The sequence below is a fragment of the Bradyrhizobium amphicarpaeae genome (genome assembly GCF_002266435.3).
Taxonomy (GTDB): Bacteria; Pseudomonadota; Alphaproteobacteria; order Rhizobiales; family Xanthobacteraceae; genus Bradyrhizobium; species Bradyrhizobium amphicarpaeae.
In genome coordinates this window covers 6,267,754-6,283,691 of the sequence record NZ_CP029426.2, presented here as the reverse complement: position 1 = coordinate 6,283,691, position 15,938 = coordinate 6,267,754, and the positions used below count along the sequence as shown (strand labels likewise).

Genomic DNA, 15,938 nt, shown 5'->3' with positions numbered 1-15,938 from the left:
AGTGATATGAGCAGACGCCTGATTGGCAAAGTGGCTGGCGGAACGGCGATCATGGTCGTTGTCTCCGCCGGTCTGGCATTCGCACCGTCGGCCCATGCGGAAGATTTCTTCTCGGCGCTGTTCGGCGGGTTCGGAGCGCGGCCTCCCCAGATCCGGATGCCGTTCGCCGGCGATGACATGCCGCGCTACGACGCCCCGCGGCAGCGCGCCGCCTATGGCGGCGGCACGGCCTATTGCGTGCGGGGCTGCGACGGCCGCTACTTCCCGGCGCAGGGCAACGATGCCGAGAGCAAGGCGCAATCCTGCAAGAGCTTCTGCCCGACGTCCGAGACTTCGCTGGTTTATGGCGGCGATATCGACGACGCCACCACCGACAAGGGAAAACCCTATTCCGAACTGCCTAACGCGTTCCGCTATCGCAACGAGATCGTTGCGGGCTGTACCTGTAACGGCAAGGACGCGGTCGGGCTTGCATCGGTCAAGATCGAAGATGATCCCACCTTGCGCAAGGGCGATATCGTCGCGGGCGCGAACGGCCTCGTGGTCGCCAGCCGCAACGCCAACGACCGCCGCGGCGTCGCGATGAATTTCTCGCCGCTGCCGGATTCGGTGCGCGCGAGATTCCGGCAAGTACCGGTGGTGGCGAAGGAATAGGGGCTGCTTCTGCGTCCTCCTCGCGGAGGCACGGACGGCTCGAAGCGCCTTGCTCCAGCCTGACTTATGCTGCGCGAATCTTCCCGAGGAAGTCGCTGACCTGCTCTCCGAGTTGCCGGCTCTGGGTTTCCAGCGTCTCCGAGGCCTGCTTGACGTTCTCGGCGGCACCGGCGGCGGTGTCGGCATCGGCCTTCACGCCGGTGATGTTGTCCGAGACGTTCTTGGTGCCCTGCGCCGCATATTGCGTGCTGCGGGTGATCTCCTGAGTAGCCGCGCCCTGCTCCTGCACGGCGGCTGCGATCGCCGTGGCGACCTCGTTGACTTCGCCGATAATGCCGCCGATGGCCTGGATCGCGTTGATGGCGTCGCCCGCGACCTTCTGGATGTCGGCGATCTGCTCGGAGATCTCCTCGGTCGCCTTGGCGGTCTGGCTCGCCAGCGACTTCACCTCTGAGGCGACCACGGCAAAGCCGCGCCCGGCCTCGCCGGCGCGTGCGGCTTCGATCGTGGCGTTGAGCGCGAGAAGGTTGGTCTGCGCCGCAATCGTGTTGATCAATCCGACAACCTCGCCAATGCGGCCCGCGGACTGTGCCAATCCCTGCACCGTGCCGTCGGTCTCGCGAGCCTGGTTGACCGCGCGGCTGGCGATGCCTGCCGCATGCGCGGCCTGCTGGCTGATGTCGTTGATCGAGGCAGAGAGTTCTTCGGCGGCGGCCGCGACGCTCTCGACGCTGGAAGAGGCCTCGTTTGAAGCTCTGCCTGCAACCTCGACACGCTCATTGGTCTGGCGGGACACTTCGGACAGATCGCCCGAGGTCTTGCGCATCTCGCCGGAAGCCTCGCTCAGCTCGCCCAGCGATTTGCGCACCTCGCCTTCGAATTCACCGACATAGGCTTCGATCGCGCGCTGGCGCGCGGCCGCGCCGGCATTGCGCTCGCGCTCCTGCTCCTCGATCTTGAGCTTGTCGATGGCCTGCTGCTTGAAGGTTTCCAGCGCGCCGGCAAGCGAGCCGATCTCGTCCTGGCGATCGAGATAGCCGCTGTCGACGGCGAGATCGCCGCCGGCGACCTTGAGCATGGCGTCGCGGATCCGGTGCAGCGGCGTGATCACGCGGCGGCTGACCGCGAGCATGGCGGCGCCCGTCAACACGATGGCGGCGACGAGCAGGGCCAGCTGGACCAGCAGCGATTGCAGCGCGCCGGCGCGCTGGGCAGAGGCATGATCCCTGGCTGCGGCGAGCGCGGCATCGGCGAGCCTGATCGCGCTTGCCATGCGGCCGACCGAATAGGGGCTCCACTGGTTGGCGGTCATCGACGCTTTCTCGCCCTTGGCCACCGTCGCGATGATGCCATCACGCGTGCCGGTATATTGCGGGTCGAAATAGACCGACTTGGTGTCTGCCATGGACGCGGACAGCGCCGGGGGCAGCTGCATGCCGGTGGCGGCCAGCTCGATCGCGCTCCAGGCCGCATCGGTAGCACCGACAAATTTCGTAAAGGCGAGCTGGGCCTCCGGGGAGACCTTGCCGCTGGTCAAGGCGTTGCCGACAATGACCGATGATTCGCCGGCGTTCTGACGCAACAGCCAGGCCATCTGCTTGATCATCAGAAGCTGGTCGATCGTGGCGTCCTGGTGGTTGACACTGGCTACGAGCACGGGCGACAGCTTTTCGAGGATGGTCATCAACCCGTCCTCGCTCTCGAGATATTCCTTGGCGAGCGCGAGCCTGCGTGAGGCCTTGGGCTTGGCGACTTCGGTCCAGAACTCGGCTTGCTGCGCCAGTAGCGCCTTGTTCAGCCGCGCCAGATCGGTAACGATCGTGTCGCGCTGCGGAATGTCGATCGAGGGAAGGATGTCGATTGCGCGCCCCAGCGCCGGCATCAGCTCGTCGCGAATGCCGCGGATGTATTTCTCGGTGTCTGGATCGACCTGGATGTCACTGGTCAACTGGCGGTTGGTGGTCGAACGGTCGGCCCGGATGTTGGCCATGGCCTTGAAGGCGTCGGCCGAGGCCGCGGCAATGTCGACGATCCGGCTAGCCTGCTGAAGCCGGATCCACGAGCTCCATGCGCTGATCGAGAAGCCGATGACGACGACGAGCGCGGTGGTGAAGATCACCGTCTTCAGCAGCGTGGATACGGACAAGCGGTTGAGCATCGGACACCTGAGTACGCGTTTTGAAGTTCTTGGACGGCGGCCCTCGCCAACTTCAAAACAAGGGAATGGGCGCAGCAGACGCCGATGCCTCGCGGCGCGCTTGCGGTGCATTTGGCCCGAAAAGGGTAAAAACTTAGACAGTGTTGCTGCCGTAAAATTACGGATGCGTGAGCGCCTGCGGGCCTCTCGAGCGACTGAGGTTTAGGCACGTCATTCCGTCATCGTCCAAGTTTTCGCCAGGACGATATCGACAGCGGGCTGCCGTAGCCTACGCTGCGCGGATCTTGCCGAGGAAGTCGCTGACCTCGTTGCCGAGCTGGCGGCTCTGGCTCTCCAGGATCTCGGAGGCCTGCTTCACATTGTCGGCGGCTGCGGCGGCCGCGTCAGCATCGGCTTTGACCCCGGTGATGTTGTCCGAGACGTTCTTGGTGCCCTGCGCCGCGAATTGCGTGCTGCGGGTGATCTCCTGGGTCGCCGCGCCCTGCTCCTGGACGGCGGCAGCTATCGCAGTCGCCACTTCGTTCACTTCGCCGATGATACCGCCGATGGTCTGGATCGCGTTGATGGCGTCGCCCGCGACCTTCTGGATGTCGGCGATCTGTTCGGAGATTTCCTCGGTCGCCTTCGCCGTCTGGCTGGCCAGCGACTTCACCTCGGAGGCGACCACGGCAAAGCCGCGGCCGGCCTCGCCCGCGCGTGCGGCCTCGATCGTGGCGTTGAGCGCGAGCAGATTGGTCTGCTGCGCGATGGTGTTGATGAGGCCGACGACCTCGCCGATGCGTCCCGCTGACTTCTGCAGGCCCTGCACGGTGCCGTCGGTCTCGCGAGCATGCGTGACGGCGCGGCCGGCGATGCCGGCGGCGTGAGCGGCCTGCTGGCTGATGTCGTTGATCGAAGCCGAGAGCTCTTCAGCCGCCGCAGCAACGCTATCGACGCTCGTCGAGGCGTCGTTGGAGGCCTTGCCGGCCACCTGGACGCGGTCGTTGGTCTGGCGTGACACGGCGGAGAGGTCACCCGAGGTCTTGCGCATCTCGCCGGAAGCCTCGCTCAATTCGCCCAGCGTCTTGCGTACCGCGCCCTCGAACTCGCCGACATAGGCCTCGACGGCGCGCTGGCGTGCGGACGCGCCCGCGTTGCGCTGGCGTTCCTGCTCTTCGATCTCGAGCTTGTCGGAGGCCTGCTGTTTGAAGATTTCGAGCGCGCCGGCAAGCGCGCCGATCTCGTCCTGGCGATCGAGATAGCCGCTTTCGACGGCGAGATCGCCGCCGGCGACCTCGAGCATGGCGTCGCGGATGGTGTTGAGCGGGTTGATGACGCGGCGGCTGACCAGCATGATTGCGCCGACGGCGAGCCCGATCGCAAGCGCCAGCAGCGCGAGCTGAACGCTCAGCCCGCGCTCCGCGGCGCCACGCTGATCCAGCGTATGGACCTTGGCAGCGTCGAGGGCGGCTTCGGCAACCGCAACCGCGCTCGCCATGCGGCCGACCGTGATCGGGCTCCACTGGTTCGCCGTCATCTCGGCCTTGTCGCCCTTGAGCAGGGCATCCGCGAGACGGTCACGCAAAGCCAGATATTGCAGATCGAAATAGGCAGTCTTGGCGGCGGCCATGGCAGAGGCGAGCGCCGGCGGCAATTGCATGCCCGAGGTCGACAATTCGAGCGCCTTCCACATCGCGCTCGTGCCGCCGACATATTGGGTATAGTTGTAGCGCCCCTCCGGCGTGATCTTGCCGGCGGCAAGCCCCATCGAGACGATCAGCGAGGCCTCGCCGGCGGTATTGCGCAGCAGCCATGCGTTCTGCTTGATCGACAGCAACTGGTCGATCTCGGCGTCCTGGTGGTTGACGGTGGCGGCCAGCGTGTTCGACAGCTTGTCGAGCACGTCGAGCAGGCCCTGCGTCGTCTCCAAATATTCCTTCGGCAGACCCGCGCGGCGCTGATCCTTGGGCTTGGCGACGTCCTCCCAGAACTGCTTCTGCTCCTCGACCAGCAGCTTGTAGAGACGCGACAGCTCCGGCACCAGCGTGCCCGATTGCGGGAAATCCATGCTCGGCATCAGCTCGAGTGCGCGTGCCATCGCCGGCATCTGGGCATCACGCAGCGCACGCAGGTATTTCTCGATCCCGGCATCCATCGGCTCGGTCGCGTTCAGAAGCCGCGTGGTGGTGGAGCGATCGGTGCGCAGATTGTGCATCGCCTTGAACAGATCAGCGGAGGCGTCGGCGATCTGCGAGATGCGGCTGGCGGTCTTGAGGCGATGCCAGGACTCGTAGGCGGTGAGCGAAAGTGCGATCACCACGCAGATCGATGTGATCGCGATCACTGTCTTCAACAGCGCGGATACGGTCAGGCGATTCAACATCGATGTCCCCTAAAATCCCATTTCGAAGTTCGTCAAAGGCGCCCGGCAAAATCGAGAAAACAGGGGCGTCGAGCATCGGCAATTCAATACCGTTCGCCGCTCGCGGCAGCGGGCGGTTTCGATATCAGAAACGAAAAGGGTAAAGTTTTAGGCAGCCGGCTTGACGGTAGAATTACGTATTTACCAGAAGTTGCAATGGGTTGCCGATATGGAACCGGAGGGCAAGGCAGGCGTTAGGACCTCGTTGGTCATTTGCCTAAGGGGGCCTTGCGATGCTGGTCGGCGTACTCGTCACATTTCTCGTCGTCATTCTCGTGCTCTATCTCATCAACATGCTGCCGATGGACGGCCGCGCCAAGCAGATTGCGCGCGTGGTTGTCATCATCATCGGCATCGTGTCGCTGCTGAAATATCTCGCGGTGTTCTAGGGCGGCCTGTAGCCCGCAAGAGCGCAGCGATATGCGGGGGCAGTGCCCCGGATGTCGCTTCGCTCATCCGGGCTACGGGGGCCTCAAACAAAAAAGCCCCGGCGTGAGCCGGGGCTGTTGCTGTTCGACAACCGGCCTCAGCCGGCCGCCTTGGCCTCGCGGCGGCGCGCGGTGAGGATGTATTCGGTGTAGCCGTTCGGCTGCTCGCGGCCCTTGAAGATGAGATCGCATGCGGCCTTGAAGGCCGTGCCGTCGAAGGCGGGCGCCATCGGCTTGTAGACGGCATCGCCGGCGTTCTGCTTGTCGACCACGACCGCCATGCGCTTCAGCGATTCCATTACTTGCGCCTCGGTGATCACGCCCTGGTGCAGCCAGTTGGCGAGATGCTGGCTGGAGATGCGCAAGGTGGCGCGGTCTTCCATCAGGCCGACATCGTGGATGTCAGGCACCTTGGAGCAGCCGACGCCCTGGTCGATCCAGCGCACGACATAGCCCAAAATGCCCTGGCAGTTGTTGTCGATCTCCTGCTTGACGTCATCAGGCGCCCAGTTCGACTTCGACACCGGAATGGTGAGGATGTCTTCGAGCTTTGCGCGCGGCCCGCCCTTGGTAAGCTCTTCCTGGCGCGCGATCACGTTGACCTGATGATAATGCAGCGCGTGCAGTGTCGCGGCGGTGGGCGAGGGCACCCAGGCCGTGGTGGCGCCGGCCTGCGGATGGCCTAGCTTCTGCTGCAACATGTCCGCCATTTTGTCCGGCGCGGCCCACATGCCCTTGCCGATCTGGGCGTGGCCGGGCAGGCCGCAGGTCAGGCCCATGTCGACGTTCCAGTCCTCATAGGACTTGATCCAGGGCTGCGCCTTCATCTCGTTCTTGCGGATCATCGGACCCGCTTCCATCGACGTGTGGATCTCGTCGCCGGTGCGGTCGAGGAAGCCGGTGTTGATGAACATGATGCGCTTGGAGGCGCGCTGGATGCAGGCCTTGAGGTTGACGGTGGTGCGCCGCTCCTCGTCCATGATGCCGACCTTGAGCGTGTTCTCGGGCAGCGACAGCATCTTCTCGACGCGGTCGAAGATCTCGCAGGTCAGCGACACCTCGTCCGGGCCGTGCATCTTCGGCTTGACGATATAGGCAGATCCCGTGCGGCTGTTCTTGACCTTGGAATTGCCCTTGAGGTCGTGGATCGCGAGCAGGCCCGACACAGCGGCATCGAGCAGGCCTTCCGGAATTTCCTCGCCCTTCTCGTCCAGCACCGCGTCGGTGAACATGTGGTGACCGCAATTGCGCATCAGCAGCAGGCTGCGGCCGTGCAGCTTGACTTCGCCCTTGCCGTCGGGGGTCTTGTAGCTGCGGTCGGCGTTGAGCGAACGCGTCAGCGTCTTGCCGCCTTTTTCAAAGTCCGCCGACAGCGTGCCGTTCATCAGGCCGAGCGTGTTGCGGTAGACCAGAACCTTGTCCTCGGCATCGACCGCGGCGACCGAGTCTTCCATGTCGAGAATGGTGGAGACCGCGGACTCCATGATCATGTCGGCGACGCCGGCCGGATCGTCCTTGCCGATCGCGCTGTTGCGGTCGATCTTGACCTCGACATGCAGGCCGTTGTTGGCGAGCAGTACGGCGCTCGGGGAAGCCGCATCGCCCTGGAAGCCGGCGAACTGCGCCGCGTTCTTCAGCGCGGTGGCGTTGCCGCTCTTCAGCTTCACCGCGAGCTGGCCGGCGACGACGCTGTAGGCGGTGACGTCGGTGTGGCTGCCGGTCGCGAGCGGCACGGCGGCATCGAGGAATGCCTTGGCCTTGGCGATCACCTTGTCGCCGCGCGCCTTGTTGTAGCCCTTGCCGTTCTCGGACGGATCATGCGGAATCGCGTCGGTGCCGTAGAAGGCGTCATAGAGCGAGCCCCAGCGCGCGTTCGCCGCGTTGAGAGCGTAGCGCGCATTGGTGAGAGGGACGACGAGCTGCGGGCCGCAGATCTTGCCGATCTCCTCGTCGACATTGGCGGTCTCGACCTTCTGGGTCGCCGGCTCCGGAACGAGATAGCCGATCTCCTTCAGGAAGGCGGTGTAGGCATTGAGGTCGAACGCCTTGCCCTTGCTGGCGCGGTGCCAGTCGTCGATCTTGGCCTGCAACGTGTCGCGCACCGCCAGCAACGTGCGGTTCTTCGGCCCCAGCTCCTTGATGATGGCGGCAAGCCCGGCCCAGAACGCGTCCGGCGCGATCCCCGTTTTCGGGGCCGCTTCCTTGGCGATGAAATCGAACAGGACGGGAGCGATCTTCAATCCGTGGGCGTCGACGCGTTTCATGATGGGCTTTCTTGTTGGAAATGGCTGTTTTTGGCTGCTTTTGACCCGACAGCAGCAAAATGCGCCCACGAGGGAGCGGCTTTCGGGGTCTATTAGCCCCAAAATCGGGGCGGTGAGAAGACCCTCGATGTCTGTCAAAATGTCAAGGCGAGGCGGGCGGCCTTGCGCACCGCTGTCACTCCCCGCGACCCGGCTATGCCAAGGCTTCGCCGGGGTCGAACTTCAGGGGCGCCGAAGCTTCAGCGTAGGCGGCAGGCGGGGAATCCAGTCCGCTGCGGCTTCTCGGTTCCGGCCGCACCGTCCCGTGTACTGGGTCGCCCGGTCAAGCCGTGCGACGACAGCGGGGGCCGCCCTTAGATATTCGCGGCGAGGTCGACGGCCTCGTCGAACAGAATGCCGGTGCTGTTCAGCATGCGCTCGATCTCGTCGACCGCATCCGCAACTGTCCGTGTCGAGGTGTCGATCACGAGCTCGGCTGCCTGCGGTGCTTCGTAGTCGTTGCCGATGCCGGTGAACGACGCCAGCGCACCGGCGCGGGCCTTCTTGTAGTGCCCCTTGGGATCGCGATCCTCGCAGACCTCTGCCGGCGTCGCGACGTGGATCTCGCGGAAGGCGGTGTCGGCGATACGGCGCGCCGCGGCGCGGTCTTCGCGGGCGGGCGAGACCGCGGCGACGATTGCGATGTGGCCGTTGCGCGCGAGATGCGTTGCGACTTCGGCGAGGCGGCGGATGTTCTCGCTGCGATCGGCAGAGGAGAAGCCGAGATCGCTGTTGAGCCCGGCGCGCAGCGTGTCGCCGTCGAGCAGGATCGGCGAGCCGCCATTGCTGAACAGCCGTCGTTCCAGCGCCTTGGCCAGCGTCGACTTGCCGGAAGCCGGCAGGCCGGTGAGCCAGACCACGGCGCCATTGTGCTGATAGCGCGCGGAGCGTTCGTCGGGACGCAGCGCGGATTCCACCGGCACGATGTCGACCGGCACGGCGCGCTGGCCGGCATCGACCGACAGCACCAGGCCGCCGCCGGCGATGCGCCCGGAGACTTCGATCACCAGGCGTCCGGTGCGCGGGTTCTCGGTGTAGGGATCGGTGGCGATCGGGTTCGACAGCGAGATGTCGATCTCGCCGACATGGTTGCGGCCGATCGCCTTGTTCTCGATGCTCGACAATTCGCCGGGGTCGACCGCCTTCTCGATTTCCACCACGGTGGCGCGGCTTTCCTTCGGCCCCGACCGAACCAGCAACTGGTCGCCCTTGGCGAGCGGCTTGTCGTGCAGCCAGAAGATGCGGGCGCGCAGCCGCCGCGTCTCGCGCGGGGCAGCGCTCACATGCGCGATGATATCGCCGCGCTCGATGAACAATTCGCGGTCGAGCGTGATGCCGACCGAGCGGCCCGCGCCCTGCCGTCCTGCCACCGGCGTCACCGGCCAGCTCTCGACCGTCTTGATTCTGGCGATCTTGCCGGCCGGCATGATCACGATCTCGTCGCCGGCAATGAGGCTGCCGGATTCAATCCGGCCCGCCACGATGCGGCGGTCGTCGAACTTGTAGATCGCCTGCACCGGCAGCCGCAGCGCCAGCGCTTCCAGCGGCCGGGCCGGCTCGAGAGCGTCGAGCGCCTCGACCACCGTCGGACCTTTGTACCAGCCGATCCGGTCGGTACGATCAGCGACGCCGTCGCCGTCGCGCGCCGAGATCGGAGTCACGGCCGTGGGCGTCACGCCGAGGCCGCTCAGATGTGCGGAAATCTCGTCGCTGATCTCCTTGAAACGCTCTGCTGAGAAATCGACGCGGTCCATCTTGTTGACGACGATCGCGACCTGCTTCACGCCGAGCAGATGCAGGAGATAGCCGTGCCGCCGTGTCTGGTCGCGCACGCCTTCCAGCGCGTCGATGATCAGCACCGCGCCGTCGGCCTGCGAGGCGCCGGTGATCATGTTGCGCAGGAATTCGGCGTGGCCGGGCGCGTCGATCAGCACGATGTCGCGCGAATTGGTGCGGAAGCGGATCTGCGTGGTGTCGATGGTGATGCCCTGGTCGCGCTCGGTCTGCAGCGCATCGAGCAGGAACGACCATTCGAACGGCATGCCGCGCCGCGCGCTGACGGCCTTGAGCATCTCCAGCTTGCCGTCGGGCAGGCTGCCGGTCTCGTGCAACAGGCGGCCGACCAGCGTCGATTTGCCGTGGTCGACATGGCCGACGATCACGATGCGGACCTGCGGTCGCGTCGTGCCGTTCGGGGTGGCGGGCGAAGCCGGGGTGACGATCATGTTCATATCGCGCTCGCGTCCTGAGATCAGAGATAGCCGGCGACGCGCAGGCGCTCGAAAGCGTCCTCGGTCTCGTGGTCGAGTGCGCGGCCGGCGCGCTCCGGCACCTTGGTCTGCTCGAGCTCGATCAGGATCTCGTCGATATTGGATGCGGTCGATGCGACCGGATTGGTGATGTCCTGGTCTCCCAGCGAGCGATAGCGCTTGCCGTCCTTGGCGAGATACAGCGGGATGATCGGGATGTTCTCGCGCTTGGTGTAGGCCCAGATGTCGGCTTCGGTCCAATGCAGGATCGGATGGATACGCAAATGCGCGCCCTGCGGCGGCGAGGCGTTGAAATGGTCCCAGAATTCCGGCGGCTGGTCGCGCACGTCCCAATTGCCTTCGAGTCCGCGCGGCGAGAACACACGCTCCTTGGCGCGGGTGGCCTCCTCGTCGCGGCGGATACCGGCGATCAGGCCGTCGAAGCCGTATTTGGCGAGCGCCATCTTGAGGCCTTCGGTCTTGCGCGCCGCGGAGCGGGCAGCAGGCGGCAGCGTCGGATCGACGGCATCGATGGGCGGGCAGGGTTCGACGCGCAGATCGAGTTCCCACTCCTTTCCGTAGTGATCCCGGAAGCGGTACATTTCCGGAAACTTCTTGCCGGTGTCGACATGCAGCGCCGGGAACGGCACGCGGCCGAAGAACGCCTTCCGCGCCAGCCAGATCATGACGTTGGAGTCCTTGCCGAGAGACCACAGCAGGGCGATCTTCTTCAGGCGGGCAAAGGCCTCGCGAAGGATGTAGATGCTCTGTGCCTCCAACTGGTCGAGATGGTCCATGCTGGGGGCGGTCTGCGCGACCGGAACTTGCTCGGAAACGGGAGCGGTGAAACCCAGCCCATCTGCGCCGGAATCGGACCTGAGAAGATGCATCTCTGCCACTTTGCGTCTGGAGGCGAAAATTCTATAGTTGCGGGGCGCGAGAGAAGAAAAAATTTTCTCTTTGCGCGCTCGAAACGACACATATATAGAAAATAATTCCAGTCAACCCCGGATGTGGGGAAGCGAGTATCACATGCGGTTCTTGCCGGTGTTTCTCGATCTGAAGGCCGGTCCGGTGGTCCTCATCGGCGCGGGTGAGCTTTTGCGCGCAAAGCTGCGCGTGCTCTCTGCTGCCGGTGCGCACATCCGCGTACATGCGATCGATGGCAATCTGGACCTGGGTCTGAGCTCTGAGGACGCGGCGCGCATCGAGATCGCGACGGCGGATCCGCTGACGGCCGATCTTGCAGGCGTCATCGCCGTGGTCTGCGCCGGCGCAGGTGATATCGGCGTGGCGATGTCGGCTCGCGCAAAGGCGCTCGGCCTGCCCGTCAACGTGATGGACGACCTCGAACATTCCAGCTTCATCTTTCCGGCGATCGTCGATCGCGGCGATGTCGTGGTCGCGATCGGCACCGGCGGCACTTCGCCCGTCGTGGCACGGCGCGTGCGCGAGAAGATCGAGGCGCTGCTGCCGGCCCGTATCGGTGAGCTCGCCGAGTTCATCGGCGGCTTCCGCAAGTCCGTCAACGAGCGCATCGCCGAGTTTCCGCTGCGCCGCCGGTTCTGGGAGCGCGTCATCGACGGCCCGATCGGCGCCGCCGTGCTGGCCGGCCGTAAGGGCGAGGCCGACGCCGCGCTGAGGGCGATCTCCGATCCGTCCGATTTCGCGCGTGCCGACAAGCCGGAAGGCTCGGTCGCGCTGGTCGGCGCCGGACCCGGCGATCCCGATCTCCTCACCATCAAGGCGCTGCGCGCATTGCAGGACGCCGACATCGTCTTCCATGACGAACTGGTTTCGCCCGAGATTCTCGACCGCATCCGCCGCGACACCACACGTGTTTCCGTCGGCCGCCGCGTCGGCAAGCCCGGCATCGGGCAGGACGCCATCAACCAGCGCATGATCGAGGCCGCGCAATCCGGCCAGCGCGTGGTGCGGCTGAAGGGCGGCGATCCCTTCGTGTTCGGCCGCGGCGGTGAAGAGGTCGAAGCGCTGCGCGCGGCCGGCGTCGCCTACTCGATCATCCCCGGCATCACCGCGGGGCTCGGCGGCAGCGCCGATTTCGAGGTGCCGCTCACCTACCGCCAAGAGGCAACCCGCATCACCTTCCTGACCGCGCACAAGGCGAGCGATGCCGAAGCGGTGGACTGGTCGACCCTGACCGACACGAAAATGACCGTCGTGGTCTATATGGGCATGACTGCCGCGCCCGCAGTACGCGCTGGCCTGTTCGCCGCAGGCCGTTCGCCGGAGACGCCGGTCGGCGTGTTCGCGCGTGTGACACGTCCCGATGCGCAAGGCGCGATCGGCACGCTGCGCGACCTCCCCGAACTGGTTGGGCAGATCCATGGCGGTCCCGCCATCCTCATCATCGGCGATGTGATCCGGCATGCCGGCTCGCTTCGCCGCGAAACGCCCAAACAAATCCTCTCTGACCTCCTGGATGCTGCCGAATGACCTCTCCACTGCAACAGAAAATCAAGATCACTGGTCCCTCCGTCGTGACCGCCAACCGTACCTGGGACGGCATTGTCGTCTATCGGACCGCCGGCAAGGGCTGGTCGGCGGAACTCGCAGACGCCGCGATCGTGCGCAACTCCGACGAGGCGAAGGCGTTGCTTGCCGAAGCCGTAGCCGATGACGTTGGTGCGATCGGCCCTTATATCGCCCCGGTGCAGATCGGCGAGGATGGCAAAGTCCTGCCCGGCAATCTGCGTGAACAAATCCGCAAGGCCGGAGTCACTATCGAGTTGCCGGCTCAGGGTTAAGGCATTTTTCAATGTATGCTTACGACGAAATCGACCGCACGCTGGTCAACGAGCGCGTCTCGGAATTCCGCGACCAGGTGCAGCGCCGCCTCTCGGGCGAACTCACCGAAGACGAATTCAAGATGCTGCGCCTGCAGAACGGCGTCTATTTGCAACTGCATGCCTACATGTTCCGCGTCGCTATCCCCTACGGAACGCTGGCGTCGAACCAGTTGCGGGCGCTTGCCCATGTCGCGCGCAAATACGACCGCGGCTACGGCCATTTCACCACGCGGCAGAACATCCAGTTCAACTGGATCAAGTTGTCGGACCTGCCGGATGCGCTCGCCGATCTCGCCGAGGTCGGCATCCATGCGATGCAGACCTCCGGCAACAACATGCGCAACGTCACCTCGGACCAGTGGGCCGGCGTCGCGCCGGGCGAGATCGAGGATCCCCGCATCTGGTCGGAGCTGATCCGCCAGCACACCACGCTGCACCCGGAATTCTCGTTCCTGCCGCGCAAGTTCAAGATCGCGATCACCGCGTCGGACCACGACCGTGCCGCGATCAAGGTTCACGACATCGGCCTGCGCCTGATCAAGAACGAAAAGGGCGAGACCGGGTTCGAGGTGCTGGTCGGCGGCGGCCTCGGCCGCACGCCGTTCATCGGCAAGACCATCAAGCATTTCGTCCATGGCCGCGATCTGTTGAGCTACATCGAGGCCATCCTGCGCGTCTACAACCAGTACGGACGCCGCGACAATATCTACAAGGCGCGCATCAAGATCCTGGTGCACGAGCTCGGCATCGAGAAATTCTCGCGCGAGGTCGAGGAGGAGTGGCAGCACATCCGCCATTCCTCGCTCGAGATCGACGACGAGGTGATCGAAGACATCCGCTCGCGCTTCATCTATCCCGCCTACGAAAAGCTGCCGCACATGCCGGACGAATTGCGGCAGGCTGCGGCCGATCCCAACTTCGAGGCCTGGCGCAAAAACTCGGTCGCCTCGCACAAGAACCCGGGCTATTCCATCGTCACCATCTCGCTGAAGCCGATCGGCGCGCCTCCGGGTGATGCCACGGCGGAGCAGATGGATGCGCTGGCCGATCTTGCCGACAAATACTCCTTCGGCGAAATCCGTGTCGGCCACGAGCAGAACCTGGCGCTGCCGCACGTGGCCAAGCGCGATCTGCCGGCGTTGTGGAAGGCGCTCGACAAGCTCGGCCTCGCGACGCCGAACGTCAACCTGATCACCGACATCATCGCCTGCCCGGGCCTCGACTATTGCTCGCTGGCGAACGCGCGCTCGATCCCGATCGCACAGGAATTGACGCGGCGGTTCGCCAACCACGAGCTGGCCAACCTGATCGGCCGGCTCCACATCAACATCTCAGGCTGCATCAATGCCTGCGGTCATCACCATGTCGGCCATATCGGCATTCTCGGCGTCGAGAAGAACGGCGAGGAGGTCTACCAGATCACCATCGGAGGCCGTGCCGACGAGAACGCAGCGCTCGGGAACCTGATCGGGCCGGGCGTCAAGTTCGACGAGGTCGCTGACGTCGTCGAGGACATCGTGGAAGCCTATCTGGCGCTGCGCGAGCGGCCGGATGAGCTGTTCATGGACACAGTGAAACGCCTCGGCGTCGAACCTTTCAAGGAGCGCGTTTATGCCACTCGTTAACGGCGGAAAGATCGCCGACGACAGCTTCGTCAAGCTGGCCGTCGACACGCCGCTGCCCGAGGGCGGCGACATCCTGGTGCCGGCCGAGCGCTTCGTCGGCGAGGCGGATGCGCTGCTCAAGCGCGCGGGCAAGATCGGCGTGATCTGGCCGAACAACCGCGACATCAGCGAGCTGGTGCCCTACCTCGGCAAGCTCGCCGTGGTCGCGCTGGTGTTCCCGACCTTCCGCGACGGCCGCGCCTACAGCCAGGCCCGCCTGCTGCGCGAGCGCTACAATTACCGCGGCGAATTGCGCGCCACCGGCCAGGTGCTGCGCGATCAGTTCGTGTTCATGCTGCGCGCCGGTTTCGACTCGTTCGAGGTGAAGAAGCAGGCCGACGCGGAAGCCTTCATGCAGACCGCGAAACGCTATTCGGTGTTCTACCAGCCGACCGGTGACGGCCGCATCACGGCCCTGCACCGGCGCATGCAGCTGCGTCATTCCGAGGGCGTCGGCACGTGAACGCGATCGCGCCCCAGGTCTCGCCGACGTCCGTCTCTGCGCTGCCTTCGGCGGAACAGCTGGATCGCGCATTGCGCGATGCCTCGCCCGCGGAGATCATCGCCGCGGCGCTGAAGGCGGTCGGGCGCGAGAAGCTGGCGCTGGTGTCGTCGTTCGGCACGGAATCGGCGACGCTGCTGAAGGTCATGGCGGACGTCGATCCGGCGATCCCCGTGATCTTCCTCGATACCGGCTGGCTGTTCGAGGAGACGCTGGCCTATCGCGACACCCTGATCGCGACGCTTGGTCTGAAGGATGTCCGCTCGGTCAAGCCTGCGGCGGAGATTCTGGCGCGCGAGGACGCGGATCGTGATCTCTGGTTCTCCGATCCCGATGCCTGCTGCCGCATTCGTAAAGTCGAGCCGCTGGCGCGGGCACTGAAGCCGTTCTCGGCCTGGCTCAATGGCCGCAAGCGCTTCCAGGGCGATGCGCGCGCCGACATTCCCGTGGTCGAAGACGATGGCGTGCGGTTGAAGTTCAACCCCTTCGCCAACGTCTCGCGCGAGGAACTCGAAGCCATCTTCGTCCGCGCCAAATTGCCGCGTCATCCACTGGCCGCCTCCGGTTTCCGTTCGGTTGGGTGTATGCCTTGCACGAGCCGAACGGCCGAAGGTGAGGATGAGCGCGCCGGTCGCTGGCGCGGCCGGGCCAAGACAGAATGCGGCATCCACACCATGAAGACTTCGTAGCACAGCCACGCTGCAAGCTAGCGAACAAGAAAATCCGGTTTCGTTGACTTGAGCGCGTTTCGCCGCGAGTTTCGCCTGCC

Annotated in this window: 12 protein-coding genes; 7 read left to right on the top strand and 5 right to left on the bottom strand. The window is 64.9% G+C overall.

What is annotated here, in order from left to right:
• Positions 1-6: 6 nt before the first annotated feature.
• Positions 7-654 (top strand): DUF2865 domain-containing protein, encoded by a 648-nt coding sequence (locus tag CIT40_RS29475; RefSeq protein ID WP_094893275.1) that lies wholly within the window; start codon positions 7-9, stop codon positions 652-654.
• Positions 655-718: 64 nt separating this feature from the next.
• Here the strand turns inward: CIT40_RS29475 and CIT40_RS29470 are convergent, their stop codons facing one another.
• Positions 719-2,812: a methyl-accepting chemotaxis protein gene (locus tag CIT40_RS29470; RefSeq protein WP_094893276.1), complete on the bottom strand. Its 2,094-nt coding sequence runs from the start codon at positions 2,810-2,812 to the stop codon at positions 719-721.
• Positions 2,813-3,080: 268 nt separating this feature from the next.
• A complete protein-coding gene (locus CIT40_RS29465; RefSeq protein ID WP_094893277.1) occupies positions 3,081-5,174 on the bottom strand; it encodes a methyl-accepting chemotaxis protein in 2,094 nt (697 codons plus the stop codon).
• A 272-nt stretch (positions 5,175-5,446) separates the two neighbouring features.
• On the opposite strand from CIT40_RS29465, the gene CIT40_RS29460 reads away from it, so the two are divergent.
• A complete protein-coding gene (locus CIT40_RS29460) occupies positions 5,447-5,602 on the top strand; it encodes a Thivi_2564 family membrane protein (RefSeq protein ID WP_007599832.1) in 156 nt (51 codons plus the stop codon).
• 137 nt (positions 5,603-5,739) lie between these two features.
• Here the strand turns inward: CIT40_RS29460 and CIT40_RS29455 are convergent, their stop codons facing one another.
• From CIT40_RS29455 to cysD, 3 genes are all read right to left on the bottom strand, one after another.
• Positions 5,740-7,905: a malate synthase G gene (locus CIT40_RS29455; protein ID WP_094893278.1), complete on the bottom strand. Its 2,166-nt coding sequence runs from the start codon at positions 7,903-7,905 to the stop codon at positions 5,740-5,742.
• A gap of 353 nt (positions 7,906-8,258) precedes the next feature.
• Entirely contained in the window at positions 8,259-10,175 is a 1,917-nt protein-coding gene (gene cysC, locus CIT40_RS29450) for an adenylyl-sulfate kinase (RefSeq protein ID WP_094893279.1), read from the bottom strand.
• Positions 10,176-10,195: 20 nt separating this feature from the next.
• Positions 10,196-10,990 (bottom strand): sulfate adenylyltransferase subunit CysD, encoded by a 795-nt coding sequence (gene cysD / locus CIT40_RS29445; protein WP_094893529.1) that lies wholly within the window; start codon positions 10,988-10,990, stop codon positions 10,196-10,198.
• A gap of 235 nt (positions 10,991-11,225) precedes the next feature.
• Between cysD and cysG the strand changes: the two genes are divergently transcribed.
• Genes cysG through CIT40_RS29420 form a run of 5 tightly spaced genes read left to right on the top strand, consistent with a single transcriptional unit; the run spans position 11,226 to position 15,858 of the window.
• Entirely contained in the window at positions 11,226-12,650 is a 1,425-nt protein-coding gene (gene cysG / locus CIT40_RS29440) for a siroheme synthase CysG (RefSeq protein ID WP_094893280.1), read from the top strand.
• Positions 12,647-12,961: a DUF2849 domain-containing protein gene (locus CIT40_RS29435; protein ID WP_094893281.1), complete on the top strand. Its 315-nt coding sequence runs from the start codon at positions 12,647-12,649 to the stop codon at positions 12,959-12,961. The genes cysG and CIT40_RS29435 overlap by 4 nt, the downstream gene beginning before the upstream one ends.
• Positions 12,962-12,972: 11 nt before the next feature.
• Positions 12,973-14,628 (top strand): nitrite/sulfite reductase, encoded by a 1,656-nt coding sequence (locus CIT40_RS29430; RefSeq protein WP_094893282.1) that lies wholly within the window; start codon positions 12,973-12,975, stop codon positions 14,626-14,628.
• Positions 14,615-15,130, top strand: a complete 516-nt coding sequence (locus CIT40_RS29425; RefSeq protein ID WP_094893283.1) for a DUF934 domain-containing protein — start codon at positions 14,615-14,617, stop codon at positions 15,128-15,130. Before CIT40_RS29430 ends, CIT40_RS29425 begins: the two co-directional genes overlap by 14 nt.
• Positions 15,127-15,858, top strand: coding sequence for a phosphoadenylyl-sulfate reductase (locus CIT40_RS29420; protein ID WP_094893284.1), 732 nt, complete (start codon positions 15,127-15,129; stop codon positions 15,856-15,858). The genes CIT40_RS29425 and CIT40_RS29420 overlap by 4 nt, the downstream gene beginning before the upstream one ends.
• Positions 15,859-15,938: the final 80 nt, after the last annotated feature.